Source organism: Herminiimonas arsenitoxidans, assembly GCF_900130075.1.
GTDB lineage: Bacteria > Pseudomonadota > Gammaproteobacteria > Burkholderiales > Burkholderiaceae_D > Oxalicibacterium > Oxalicibacterium arsenitoxidans.
The window spans coordinates 2,690,357-2,703,464 of sequence record NZ_LT671418.1 but is presented as its reverse complement, the minus strand read 5'-3'; the positions used below and the strand labels follow the sequence as shown (position 1 = coordinate 2,703,464).

The 13,108-nt window shown below is 51.1% G+C and carries 11 protein-coding genes; 3 read left to right on the top strand and 8 right to left on the bottom strand.

Annotation, left to right across the window (positions count from 1 at the left end; genetic code table 11):
* The first annotated feature begins 5 nt into the window (after window positions 1-5).
* Window positions 6-389, top strand: coding sequence for an oxalurate catabolism protein HpxZ (gene hpxZ, locus BQ6873_RS12715; protein ID WP_076592974.1), 384 nt, complete (start codon window positions 6-8; stop codon window positions 387-389).
* Window positions 390-453: 64 nt separating this feature from the next.
* On the opposite strand, the gene BQ6873_RS12710 is transcribed toward hpxZ, so the two are convergent.
* Entirely contained in the window at window positions 454-1,200 is a 747-nt protein-coding gene (locus BQ6873_RS12710; protein ID WP_076592973.1) for an AraC family transcriptional regulator, read from the bottom strand.
* Between the two features lie 118 nt (window positions 1,201-1,318).
* On the opposite strand from BQ6873_RS12710, the gene BQ6873_RS12705 reads away from it, so the two are divergent.
* Both BQ6873_RS12705 and BQ6873_RS12700 read left to right on the top strand, forming a co-directional pair.
* The gene (locus BQ6873_RS12705) at window positions 1,319-2,488 is read left to right on the top strand and encodes an MFS transporter (protein ID WP_076592972.1); all 1,170 of its coding nucleotides are present in this window, start codon (window positions 1,319-1,321) and stop codon (window positions 2,486-2,488) included.
* Window positions 2,489-2,687: 199 nt separating this feature from the next.
* Window positions 2,688-3,188, top strand: a complete 501-nt coding sequence (locus tag BQ6873_RS12700) for a GNAT family N-acetyltransferase (RefSeq protein ID WP_173830600.1) — start codon at window positions 2,688-2,690, stop codon at window positions 3,186-3,188.
* 63 nt (window positions 3,189-3,251) lie between these two features.
* On the opposite strand, the gene BQ6873_RS12695 is transcribed toward BQ6873_RS12700, so the two are convergent.
* From BQ6873_RS12695 to BQ6873_RS12670, 7 genes are all read right to left on the bottom strand, one after another.
* On the bottom strand, window positions 3,252-3,554 hold the full coding sequence (locus BQ6873_RS12695) for a hypothetical protein (RefSeq protein WP_076592971.1): 303 nt from the start codon (window positions 3,552-3,554) through the stop codon (window positions 3,252-3,254).
* Window positions 3,555-3,789: 235 nt separating this feature from the next.
* Window positions 3,790-3,912 carry a hypothetical protein gene (locus BQ6873_RS18360; RefSeq protein WP_269457243.1) on the bottom strand — a complete coding sequence of 41 codons (123 nt, stop codon included), beginning with the start codon at window positions 3,910-3,912 and terminating at the stop codon, window positions 3,790-3,792.
* Window positions 3,913-4,137: 225 nt separating this feature from the next.
* Window positions 4,138-6,522, bottom strand: coding sequence for a DEAD/DEAH box helicase (locus tag BQ6873_RS12690; protein WP_076592970.1), 2,385 nt, complete (start codon window positions 6,520-6,522; stop codon window positions 4,138-4,140).
* Window positions 6,523-6,653: 131 nt separating this feature from the next.
* Entirely contained in the window at window positions 6,654-7,241 is a 588-nt protein-coding gene (locus tag BQ6873_RS12685; RefSeq protein WP_076592969.1) for a hypothetical protein, read from the bottom strand.
* 38 nt (window positions 7,242-7,279) lie between these two features.
* On the bottom strand, window positions 7,280-9,628 hold the full coding sequence (gene hsdR, locus BQ6873_RS12680; protein ID WP_076592968.1) for an EcoAI/FtnUII family type I restriction enzme subunit R: 2,349 nt from the start codon (window positions 9,626-9,628) through the stop codon (window positions 7,280-7,282).
* A 73-nt stretch (window positions 9,629-9,701) separates the two neighbouring features.
* Entirely contained in the window at window positions 9,702-11,585 is a 1,884-nt protein-coding gene (locus tag BQ6873_RS12675) for a restriction endonuclease subunit S (RefSeq protein ID WP_076592967.1), read from the bottom strand.
* The gene (locus BQ6873_RS12670; protein ID WP_076592966.1) at window positions 11,582-13,033 is read right to left on the bottom strand and encodes a class I SAM-dependent DNA methyltransferase; all 1,452 of its coding nucleotides are present in this window, start codon (window positions 13,031-13,033) and stop codon (window positions 11,582-11,584) included. Before BQ6873_RS12670 ends, BQ6873_RS12675 begins: the two co-directional genes overlap by 4 nt.
* Window positions 13,034-13,108 lie beyond the last annotated feature (75 nt).

The window sequence follows — 13,108 nt, the reverse complement described above, 5'->3', positions numbered from 1 at the left end:
GCAAGATGGAACACGAAATCAATTTGCCGGAAGTCGTTGCCGAAGTGACTGCTGCATTCATGCGTTATGAAGCAGCACTCACCGGCAATGATGTCGCCGTACTCGATGAGTTGTTCTGGAACAGTCCGCACACGCTACGCTACGGTGTCGGAGAAAATCTGCTGGGCTACGACGCGATCCAGGCATTCCGCCTTGCGCGTCCATCCAAGGGACTGGAGCGCGATCTGGTCAACACCGTCATCACGACTTACGGTCGCGACTACGCCACCGCCAATACCGAGTTCACCCGCAAAGGCGAAACACGTATCGGCCGTCAAAGTCATACATGGCTGCGTCTGCCGCAAGGCTGGCGCATCGTGGCGGCGCATGTGTCCTTGATGTCTGCATAAACTACGAAATTTCATTCAATGGCACCGATGGCACTCAGCTTCGGTGCCATTTTTTCACCAGCACTTAATCCTTGGCTCCCGATCTCCGCACCATCTCGCTCGGTGTCATCCCCATGATCTGCCGAAACGCATGACCAAAAGCCGCGACGCTGCTGAATCCCAGTTGTGCCGATATCTGCTTGATCGACAAACCACCGCGACCCAAAGCTTCGACTGCAGACATGATGCGCGCGCGTTGTCGCCACTCCTTGAACGTCAAATTGGTTTCCGCTGGAAACAAGCGCGTGATCGTGCGTGCTGATGCGCCGGCAGTGTGCGCGAGGATTTCCAGTTCGCGGTCGTTGGCTGGATCGGCCAGGATCATTTCAGCCACGCGCCGTGCGCGCGGATCAGTCGGCAAAGGCATGAAGGTCGCAGCATCTTCATCCTCGGCGAGTTCGAACAAGGCTAGCTCCACCAATAGATCGATGCGCTTGGGATGTGAACCTTGCTTGAATGCGGCGAGTATCGTCTCGCGCAACAAGGGGCCGACTGCGACGACGAATTCGCGCTGCAATCGTGGCGCTTCGGGATGTGTTGCCAACCAATCCGCAGGCACCAGCAAGGCACGCATCTGAATATCAGCCAGCACATCGACCGCGTGTTCTATCCCCGGCGGCAACCAGACTGCGCGCGCAGGCGGCACCAGCCAGCGACCTTTGGGCGTCGTCACCTGCATGATGCCGCTGGATGCAAACAGCAATTGCGCCTCGCGATGTACGTGCAATCCCAAATGCGTGCCGCGTGCGTAAGCGGTGGCTCCAACGATCATTTCTTCCTCTCAAACCCAAAAATACGACTAAGAATTGGCGTGTAAGCGATGTTAGTTGTCGCCCCGTCGATGAACAGTCAGATTAACCTAGCTAGGCTATTTTAGAAAGGTTAGGCAAATGAATAATCCCCGCACCGTCATTCTCTACATGAACATCGCCCACTTCATCGATCACTACGCGATGCTGGTCTTCGCCGCAGCGGTCATCGTCATGGCACCTGTCTTCGGCATGTCTTACGCCGACTTGCTGCCGTATGCGACGCCCGGTTTTATCGCTTTCGGCGCTGGCTCGCTATTGACTGGATGGCTGGGCGACCGCTGGAGTCGGCGGCACATGATGGTGATCTTTTTTATCGGTATCGGTCTGGCGATGATGGCTGTCGGTTTGACGCAGTCGCCGCAACAATTGAGCATCGCCTTGCTCGCCGTCGGCCTGTTCGCTGCGATCTACCATCCGGTCGGCACCGCAATGCTGGTTGCGCATGCCGACAAGCTCGGTCGCGAAGTCGGCATCAATGGTGTGTGGGGCAATCTCGGTGTTGCGACGTCTGCACTCATCACCGGCGTGGTCTGCCAATACATAGGCTGGCGCTGGGCGTTTGTGTTGCCGGGTCTCGCTGCAGTAATGGCTGGCATCTTCTTCATGAGCAAGGTCAAACACGAAGCACGCGGCAGTCGCAAGGCGGCCAGCACCACCACGGCACGCGTATCGAAAGATGCGATGTGGCGCGTGATCGTCGCACTCATCATCACCATCATTGCCAGCTCCACCACGTTCAATGCGCTCACGGTGGCATTGCCTAAACTGTTCACAGAACGCTTGGCTGACCTGACGAGCAATACCGCGCTGATCGGCCTCATCGCTGCGGGCACCTATGTGTTCGGCGCATTTGCACAATATGCGATCGGACACTTACTCGACAAGCATTCGCTCAAAACCTTGTTCCTGCCACTGGCCGTGGTACTTGCACCACTGCTTTTCCTCGGCGCATCCTTGTCCGGCATCCCGCTGGTTTTGGTCTGCATCGGCATCATCATCGGCATCTTTGGACAAATCACCGTCAACGACGCAATGATAGGCAAGTACACCAGCGACGAATGGCGCTCGCGCGCTTACTCGGTACGTTACTTCCTAGGATTTACCGCAGCGGGTGCCTCGGTCGGACTGGTTGCAATGCTGCATGAGCGCGGCGGCTTCACGCTGATGTTGCAGGCCTTGGGTGCGCTGTGTGTGTTGATCATCGTTGCGGCCATTGCTTTTCCAAATGAAGAGCGATCCAACGCTTAAGCAGATGTTTATTCGAGCGACTGACTGTTAATCCGTCGCGCTCAGACTCAAGAAAGGGTTACGTGCGAACGTAACCCTTTTGTTTAAGCGCTGATTCCGACACAAATAAAAACACATCGCAAGCGCTTGCAACATGAGTAGCGCATAGACTACGCTTGCAAAAACATGAACAGACTGCCTCTTGTCGGAGACTAACTCTATGACTGAAAACCTCGGCACCATCAGCAAGGCCAGCGAAGCTGATCTAGACGGCATCCTCAAACTGCAAGCTGCCAATCAGGTAGATCAAGGCGGCACCTTGTCGGCCAATCTGCCACGCCCACGCGTGGCGGCGATGATGGAGGATATGCCGCTAATCGTTGCGCGCCGCAATGAGAAAGTAGTTGGATTCCTGATGACGACCACACGCGAGATGAATGCCGATCTGGCGATAGTCAAAGCGATGTTCGCTGCATACAAAGGTTCAACGAATGCTTATGTATATGGCCCAATCTGCGTAGATGCAAATGAGCGCGGCAAGGGCTTGGCGCAAGCCATGTTTGCAGAATTGCGCCGTCTGGAATCGGGGCGCGAAGGCATACTCTTTATACGACGCGATAACGAAGCATCGATACGCGCACATGCACGCATGGGTATGCGCGAGGTGGGGGAATTTCAATTCAATGGCGGAGACTTCGCTGTTTTATCCTATATCGGATAGAGCGCTCACGCTTTTATCTGCGACGATCAGCCAGAGCACGCATCGTCGCAGCATCTCTTCAACTCACTTCTCGGCCAGGCAACTCAAGCGCACTTGATGGCCGAATTCCTTGCCTCTGGAATTTGCCAAAGCCTTGTCAAAATAAACCGTCTGTATTGCATCCTTCTTCGCCTGTAGCGGTATCCCTTTGACGCCGATGATCATGTCGAGCGTATGTTCAGGCTTTGCACCTTGATCGCGCCATGCGGCGATGGATGTGAACATGGCACCGTAGCTGGCGCAATACGATTGCCTATCCATGTTGGCGTCAGCATGTGCGAACGCAGAAGAAATACTCAGTAATAAAGTGACGGTGATTTTTTTCATGTATGCCTTGAGTCGATCACGCACTATACAGACTATGCCTGCCGCACCTGCGAACTATGCATGCCACGGTGATGAAACAAATCGATAGAGATAGAAACAGGCGCGCGCGACACTGACTCAATAAGCATCATCACTGCGGGGAAGACATCCGGACGTTATCAAGGATGCAAGGAAGGAGTTGCCATCACGCGGAATTGCTCCGCTGATGTGAGCGCCAACTATCGGCAGAGAGCGCTCACTTTATCTTCTTGAGATAGCGCTTCTTCAGGTCGTCGGCGATTTCCACGCCGAGATACAAACCCGCGAACAGCCAGAGTGGCAGGACGATACAAAACAAACCGAAAAGTAAGGTGTTCATCATTACCTCGCAGGCGGTTGCCGATTGCCAATAATAGCGCAGGTTTGAGCGCGGTGGCACTTTTGGAGTATGAGCCAGCGGATTGCATCAAATCAGCAACAGACCAGCGCGTACACTCAACCCAAATGACAAGGACAAAAAAAAGAGGGCGAAATAAATCGCCCTCTTTTTAACTCTGTGTACCTGCGATCAAACGCAAGCGATTAGATGTAATTACTCAGATCATCACTTGCGATTCAACTTCACCTTAGGCTTGGTCGGATCAAAAGGACGGCTAGGCGCGCCAGCTGTTCTTTTCGAAGGCGCTTTGGTATTGCGCGCTTTTTCCGCTACGCGTCGGTCGCCGCCTTTGTTCGGCGCAGCCAGAGTGACGCGCTTGTCGAGAGATGGCTCTTCCGTTGGACGCACGCCGGAATGGCTGATGCGCAATTTGTGCTGACCTATCGCGACCGTTTTCAGTTGATCGAATACTTCTGTCGGCATGCCGGCAGGCAAATCCAGCAAGCTGTAATTATCGAAAATCTCGATGCGTCCGATATATTTGGCTTCCAGTCCCGCCTCATTCGCGATGGCACCAACGATGTTGGCTGGCTTGATGCCGTGCGTATGGCCAACCTCGATACGGAAAGCTTCCATCTCAACCGCGCCTGCTTTTTTCTGTGCAGTACGTTCTTTCTTTTGCGCGCCCGGCTCTTTCACCGCTGGCTCGTCGCTTTCAAAATGTTCTTTCGGAGCTGCAGCTGTCGGCGCTGGTCGTTCAGCACGTGCCGGACGTTCTTTGCTTTCAGAAAAGTCTTTTTCTTTACGCACAGGCTTGTCGAACGAGGCTTCTTTCCGCGGTGCAGCCTTTGGTGCTGGCGCGGATGATGCAGCTTCGCCATCGCGGCTGATATTCAATTGCTGTCCAGCCACCCACACTGCTTTGAGGTGATTGAATTGTTCCGGCGACAGACTCTCAGGCAAATCGAGCGTGCTGTAATCGTCGTAGATTTCGATGCGGCCGATGTATTTGGAATCGAGGTTGGCTTCATTCGCAATCGCGCCGACGATGTTGCCCGGCTTGACGCCGTGCGCATGACCGACTTCGATACGGAAGGTTTGCATGCCTTCATCCGGCGCACGTGGAACGCGTTCCTTGCGTGGCGCAGCCGAGCGTTCGCTACGTTCAGGACGCTCAAATCTTTCCGAACGCTCTGGTCTATCATTGCGCTCAAAACGTTCTGAGCGTTCAAAGCGACCGCCGGATACCGGCTTGTCGCTGCCCCACGATTCACGTGGCGCTGGTTTGTTTTTATCGATCAGCAGCGGCACATCACCGCGCGCCATTTTGGCCAATGCCGCAGCGATTTCCACTGCAGGCACATTGTGTTCACGCTCGTAATCCTCGATCAGCGAGTGGAATACATCCAAACCACCGGCAGCGATGGTTTCTGCAATCTGCTCCTTGAACTTGGAGATACGCACATCGTTGACCGCTTCCACGCTAGGCAATTCCAGCACGGAGATAGGCTGACGCGTAGCGCGCTCGATCGCCTTCAACAGATTGCGTTCACGCGGAGCAATGAACAAAATCGCTTCGCCGCTACGGCCAGCACGGCCGGTACGACCGATGCGGTGGGTATAGCTTTCCGGATCGTGCGGTACGTCGTAGTTAATAACGTGGCTGATGCGCTCAACGTCCAGACCGCGCGCAGCAACGTCGGTCGCCACCAGAATGTCGATCTTGCCATCCTTCAGTTGCTGGATCGTGCGCTCGCGTTGTTGTTGCTGAATGTCGCCATTAATTGCCGCAGCGGAGAAACCGCGCGCCTGCAATTTGCTCGCCAATTCTTCGGTGCCCAGTTTGGTACGCGCGAAGATGATCATGCCGTCGAAGGTTTCCGCTTCCAGAATACGCGTGAGCGCTTCCAGCTTCTGCATGCCACTGACCAGCCAGTAACGTTGACGGATATTGTCGGCAGTGCCGGTTTTGGCAGCGACAGTAATCAAGTCAGGATCGCGCAAGTAAGTCGTGGCGATACGCTTGATGGCAGAAGGCATGGTCGCGGAGAACAATGCGGTCTGACGCGATTCCGGTGTTTTTTGCAGAATCGTTTCCACATCATCGATAAAGCCCATGCGCAGCATCTCATCGGCTTCATCCAGCACCATCGTCTTGATCTTGGACAGATCAAGCGAGCCTTTTTCCAGATGATCGATCACGCGACCTGGCGTACCGACAACCACATGCACGCCACGGCGCAATGCGCTCAACTGTGAGCCATAGCTCTGGCCGCCATAAATCGGCAACACATGAAAACCGGGAATATACGTCGCATAACGCTGAAAAGCCTCCGCCACCTGGATCGCTAGTTCACGCGTAGGCGCCAGCACCAAAGCCTGCGGCGTGGTCTGTTTGATATCAATACGCGCCAGAATAGGCAAAGCGAAAGCCGCTGTTTTACCGGTACCGGTCTGCGCTTGCCCAAGCACATCGCGGTTATTCATCAGCAGCGGGATCGTGGCTGCCTGAATCGGCGACGGCGACTCATAACCCAATTCCTGCAGCACGCGCAGGATAGGCTCGCTCAGATTAAGGTCGGCAAATAGGGGGAAGGATGCTTCAGACATAGTTACTCACAAGAATGTTCGTATCGCGGAAATGCGAAAGATGAGCGCAGTTTACTCTCTTGCTGGCCCAAGTAATAAAAAAGCCCGCCTTATACGCGAGCTTTTTCTAACTAGCTTACTTACTGAGGACTTTATTGCTTAAATTTAATTTTCATCATCGGCCGTTGATCTGCACTCCCAATCTTCCAAGAATAAGTACCAAACAGGCCAAATAATTTAGGCGAAGACGTTGCGTTATGGGAAAGGACTTCTGCATTTTTAGGGAGGCTGATTTCTAATGTGCCGCCGATCTTAATATCCAACTCGGCCAGCTCACGTTTCGTCTTGTCGTTAATTTCAGCAGACGCCAAAGTCATCACCCCACTCTTATCGGTACTGACGCTAAAAATATCAAGCATGCGCAAGGATTCGCCTGGTTTTTTCTTGCTTTCAATTTCTAGCTCGTAACGACCATCGCCTTTGTACACCGCGCGTTTTACATCGGCATTTTTCGAAAAAGCACCCACTTCTTTTGCAAGGCTGGCCTGGTCTTTTTCACTCAATGCACCTGCCTTCTTTATTTGCGCAGCCGCGAGTGCATTGATGACCGTGCCGGAATAGTTAAAGATATAACTAGCATCTGGCTGAACATCAATTTTTGCAGAAAATTTTTCAGGAACAAGGCAAGCCGAGAGCAATAAAACCAAAGATACCGATGCGAGGGGAAAAAGTTTTTTCATTATTTCTTCTGTTGATTATTAATAATTGGGAGATTCGCTCAAGCCTGCTGATACAAATATTTCTGAAACCCGACAAAAACATCGCGTACCTGTGCCGGTCCACCTAATGCATCCATGCCATCGGCAATCGCGTTGTATTTCAACTTGATCAATGGGGATAGCTTCTCCTGATCAAGTTCATCACCACCCTGTTGCACATACTGCGCCAGCACAAAATCAAGAAAGCTCTGCTGCTTATCGTTAAAATTGGCATGGATCGCTATTTGCGCATTGGCAGCACGTTCTTCGCGCGTCAATGTTGGTAAGGCAAATGCGACATAGGCCAATACATCGAAGAGATCGCTTTTTTCTGCATCGACGGCCTTTTGCATCTCGGCCATCATGTCTTTGCCAAAACCTTTGTCGGCCAAACCCATTAACAATGCCTTACGTGTTTCCGGCAAGCTCCAGATTGCACGCAATTCATCTTCATTCTTGAAAAAATCAGGCAACGTACCAAACAGGCTTTCCAAAAACTGTGCTGCTGACATGGGTGTGCCATCGGCACTCCAGAAACTAGTTGCCATCATGTGCTGAATGCTGCGTTCCTTACCATCTCGTAACTTGATGCGAATTTTCTTACGCGTTTCGTAGGATTCACGCTCTTGATCTGCTCTATCATCAGCAATAACTACCGTAGTGGAGGAATTTGTCGACTCCGTTGTGTTACCAACTGGTTCACCATCCCATTCTGGATCGCTGAAATGATGATGCGCTTTGACGAAATCGTAGATCGTGAAAAAATCCTTACCGTCATACAGGCGTGTACCACGGCCTATGATTTGTTTGAATTCAATCATCGAATTTATAGGCCGCATCAATACGATATTGCGCACATTGCGTGCATCAACACCAGTCGATAACTTTTGTGACGTAGTCAAAATAGTAGGAATGGTTTTTTCATTATCCTGAAAATCGCGTAGCGATTGCTCACCCAACGCACCATCCTCTGCCGTCACACGCACACAATAAAACGGATCGCTAGCGGTCTTGATTTGATTGATCAGATCGCGCACTGCCAACGCATGCAACTGCGTCGCGCAAAAAACAATTGTCTTTTCACGCTGATCAATCATCCGCATGAATAACTTCACGCGATACGCTTCGCGTTGCTTGATTTCGATGATGCGATTGAAATCTTTCTCTTCATAACGCCGACCGACCTCGACGTCACCTTCAATTAACTCATCATCCGATGTATACACATACTCATCCAGCGTGGTCGCGATTTGCTTGACCTTGAACGGAGTCAGAAAACCATCGTTGATTCCTTCTTTCAGTGAATACACATAGACCGGTTCACCGAAGTAAGCATAGGTATCGACGTTATCGCGGCGTTTTGGCGTTGCCGTCAATCCAAGCTGTACTGCCGGCGCAAAGTAATCCAGAATGCCACGCCAGTTGCCTTCATCATTTGCACCTCCACGATGACATTCATCGATGATGATGAAATCAAAGAAGTCTGGCGGATAGTCGCCAAAATATGGCGTGGCCACACCATCTACTTTAGGCCCGCTCATGAATGTCTGAAAGATCGTGAAGAAGATACTGCCGTTCTTGGGAACACGCCCCTTCTTGCGTATATCGGCAGGATCGATGCGCACCAGCGCATCCTCCGCAAAAGCGGAGAACGAGTTATAAGCTTGATCCGCGAGAATATTACGGTCAGCCAAAAACAGAATGCGCGGACGGCGATACACCGTAGGTTCCAACTCAACTTGCGCATCGTCTACTTCCCGCGCCTTCAAGCTCCAGCGACTCTGAAATAATTTCCAGGCCAGTTGAAACGCGATAAAAGTTTTACCGGTACCAGTTGCCAATGTCAGTAGAACCCGTTGCTGCTTGGCTGCGATTGCCTCCAACACGGCATTGATGGCGTTGTCCTGATAATAACGAGCGCCCCAAGTTCCGCTTTTGTCCTCGAAAGGCACAACAGCAAAACGGTCGCGCCATGCATTCTCAACCGCAAAGGTCATTTGCCACAGTTCATCCGGACTCGGATAAGCGAGCACATCGCCTTCCTTGCCACTCACCATGTCGATGCCATAGATCACCTGCCCGTTAGCGGAATAGGTAAAGCGCACCGCCAGCTTGTGTGCGTAAGTCTTGGCCTGCGCCACGCCTTCGGTATGCGGTTTGCCCCAAGCCTTGGCTTCGATCACCGCCAGTTTGCGATTGCGATATTCGAGTACATAATCGGCAATCTCCGGCTTGCTGCGTTTACCACCGCCTTCGATACGACCCGGCGTGATGTGTTCGCGTCGCACCCGACTACCTTCGACCACACCCCAACCGGCAGCCTTTAGAGCAGGATCAATATATTCAGCGCGAGTTTCGGCTTCGTTCATAGTTTGAAATTCTTAATTTTAATTATTAAATATGAAACCAAACGCAAAACTTGGTACTGCAACGTTCTCGATATCAGTTATCTAAAACGTCAAGGAGGTTACCTGGACTGTTTTTCAGGCCAACAAATTTTCCTCTACCTAGAGGAATTATATTTTTTTGCTTGATCCAGGCGATCATGTCAAAGAATTCACTGCGCGGAATCTTCTTTTTATCGGGATGCCAGTTTTCTCTCGCCTCTAGAACAATACCTTCATCATCAACCGACTTCTGCAGCAAGAGCAAATTATTCCAGGCAGCATAGACCGTCGCTAATAACTCAGAAGTACGCATATCCATTGTCAACATCAATTGCAGCAATCGATCAAGGTCGGCGCATCGATCGCCTAACATTTGCTTTGTCTGCGCGACAAGCGCGTCAAATTTCGGTAATTTTTTGAAATCGTAAGCGCCGCCGTCAACTTGCTTGAAAGAGAAAAATCCACTCTCATATGCCCAATTCTCAGCATCAAGTCTATGCTGCTTATCGCTAGGGCCGGCAGCATCCTTGATTGGAGTACGACCTAGGTCAATGCCTAGATACGCCTCCGCCATATGCACAATTTTTTCAGATTTCACGTGATGGAAAAACTTTGCGCTTCCAGCTTCTTGATGGCGTTGATAGGCAATTGCGAGCAGGCCTGCGTGCAATTCGATATGCGCCATGTCGTTTTTCGCTTTAGGAAAAGGAATTACGACTGCGGTATTGAAATGCTTGGTCAACTCGCCAGAGAATGCTTGATGCAATAAGGATTTCTTGAGTTCATCCAGAGCGGCGAGTTTTTGTTGATAGATGGATTCCAGGCGTTGGGTTTCTCTGTTAAGGGAGTCGAGCATCTCAACAATCTTTCGCTGACTAGGCAGAGATGTGGGGAAAGAAATATCAATCAGCCTCAGAAGACTAGCTTTGATTCCTTGGACTGTTGCACCAGTCCCTTTTGCTCGAATACGTTGCTGAATAGGTTGAGAGAGAAGCAAGTACTTTAGGAAGGTGCTGTCAAGCTTGGACGCGTCTGGCTGCATGATAATTATTCGTTGCGCGAAAACGACTTTTTCATCGGTATCTAATTGGGCCACGTTTGCTAAAGGAGCTTCTGTAGTGAATAGAATATCGCCTCGACGTGGAATGCCGCGCGTCATCCATGGGGCGTAAGACTCGGGGGCAACAAATTCCATTGGTTCTTGCTGGACATACCCCATCTTTACGTTTTTTGCCGTAATGAGACGAAGACCTTGGTTCATTTTCGTCGGCGTCTTGCCACGGTAGTCAATAAACCGAATGTGTTGACCGATCTTTGCATCCTCCCATCCTTCACCGCGATGCGTGAAAATTGATTGCAAATAACTTTCAAAAAGAGCTCGGGCGTTTTGCAGGTTTTGCTCAGCGTTGACACGAGCGGTCGCGATGGATTCAAAGGCTTCGTCGAGGGTGGTGACGATGCGTTGTTGTTCTGCGAGCGGCGGAGTGAGCACCTGAACATTTTGAAGTTTTTGAATCGTCAGCGTATCTACAGTCGCTCCGTTTCCGCGATCAAGTTGGTCGTAAAACACTGGTGACTTCAACCAGTAATTAATGAACTGACTACTAACATCGCAAGTCTTTTTCATCCAAAGAACGCTCGCATCTTTGAAATAGAAACGATCTCCTGTCTGAACAATGTACGAATTACCAATTGTCCCGATAGCGGTGATGATAATGTCACCATCCTGAGGTATGCCATACTGGCGTGCGAGTTCGGCATAATGATCTTCAGCAATAAAGAGTTCATTGTCTACGAATCCATCAATAGACATCCGCGTGACTTCTCGTCCACGGTAAAAGGGCACTCCTTCTGTCGTCCATTGCGACTTCAACACACGTTTGCTTGAACCAATCTGAAAGAGACTGCCGAGTAATTGTGCCTTCCATCCCGTTTTCACAGCAACTCCCGTATCTTCGCCAGCACGTCCGCACTCTCCGCATCCAGCACTGCAATCTCATCCATGATCTCTTGCGGACTACGCTGCACTATCGCTTCACCGCCATCAGGATTTTTTACCGACAAATCAAAGTTAGTTGCATTGATCATTGCAACATCCACGCTCCAACTCTTGGCTGAATTAGCAAAAGTTTTTTGCAAAGCGACAAACTCTTGCAGATCATCGTCATTCAACGGATTCGTCTTGCCCATGTTGCGACCAGCGTCGAATTGGTAGTACCAGACCTTGCGCGTAGGCGCGCCTTTCTCAAAGAACAGCACTACGGTTTTAACACCTGCACCCTGAAAGGTACCGCTCGGCATATCAAGCACGGTATGCAGATTACAACTCTCCAGCAGCAACTTGCGCAGGCTGACGCTAGCGTTATCACTGTTCGATAGAAAAGTATTCTTGATGACGATCGCGCCACGTCCGCCAGGCTTAAGCATGCGGATGAAGTGCTGCAGGAACAGAAAGGCGGTTTCGCCGGTCTTGATAGCAAAGTTCTGCTGTACTTCCTTGCGCTCCTTGCCACCGAATGGAGGATTGGCCAGCACCACGTCCTTCTGATCCTTGGGCTGGATGTCGTTGATGTTCTCGCCCAGCGTGTTGGTATGGATGATATTGGGCGCTTCGATGCCGTGCAGGATCATATTCATGATCGCGATGACGTAGGCGAGGCTTTTCTTTTCCTTGCCGTAGAAAGTCTTTTCCTGCAGCGTCTTGAGGTCTGCGGCCTTTTTCGTCTGCATGCTCATGTAATCGAAGGCTTCACACAAGAAGCCAGCCGACCCCACTGCTCCGTCGTAGACCGTCTCGCCTATGCGCGGATCTACCACCGTGATCATCGCGCGGATCAACGGACGCGGTGTGTAGTACTCGCCACCATTGCGCCCGGCGTTGCCCATATTCTTGATTTTGGCTTCGTACAGGTGCGAGAGTTCGTGCTTCTCGGTTTGTGAACGGAACTTGAGTTCTTCCACATGTTCGATCACTTCACGCAGGTTATAGCCGCTTTGAATACGGTTTTTAATCTCGCTGAAAATTTCACCGATCTTGTATTCGATGGTATCGGGGCCGGTGGCTTTTTGCTTGAAGCCTTGCAAATACGGGAAGAGCTTGCTGTTGACGAAGTCCAGCAGATCGGGGCCGGTGATTGCGTTGTTGTGATCGAGCTTGCCATCTGCCGTGCGCGGCGCAGCCCAGACTTGCCAGCGATACGGTTCCTCGAGAATGTATTTGTACTTTTTGTCATCAAGCTCGGCGATCTGCGACTTCTCGGTTTCCAGCGCTTCCAGATATTTGAGGAACAACAACCACGAGCTTTGCTCGGTGTAGTCCAGCTCGCTGGTACAACCTGCATCTTTATGCAGGATATCGTCGATATTTTTGAAAGCTTGCTCGAACATTGAATCTTTCTGTTGTTACTTTTAGTTGCTTAAGAGGCAATGTATTATGCCGATTTTTCTAACGGAAAGAAATTA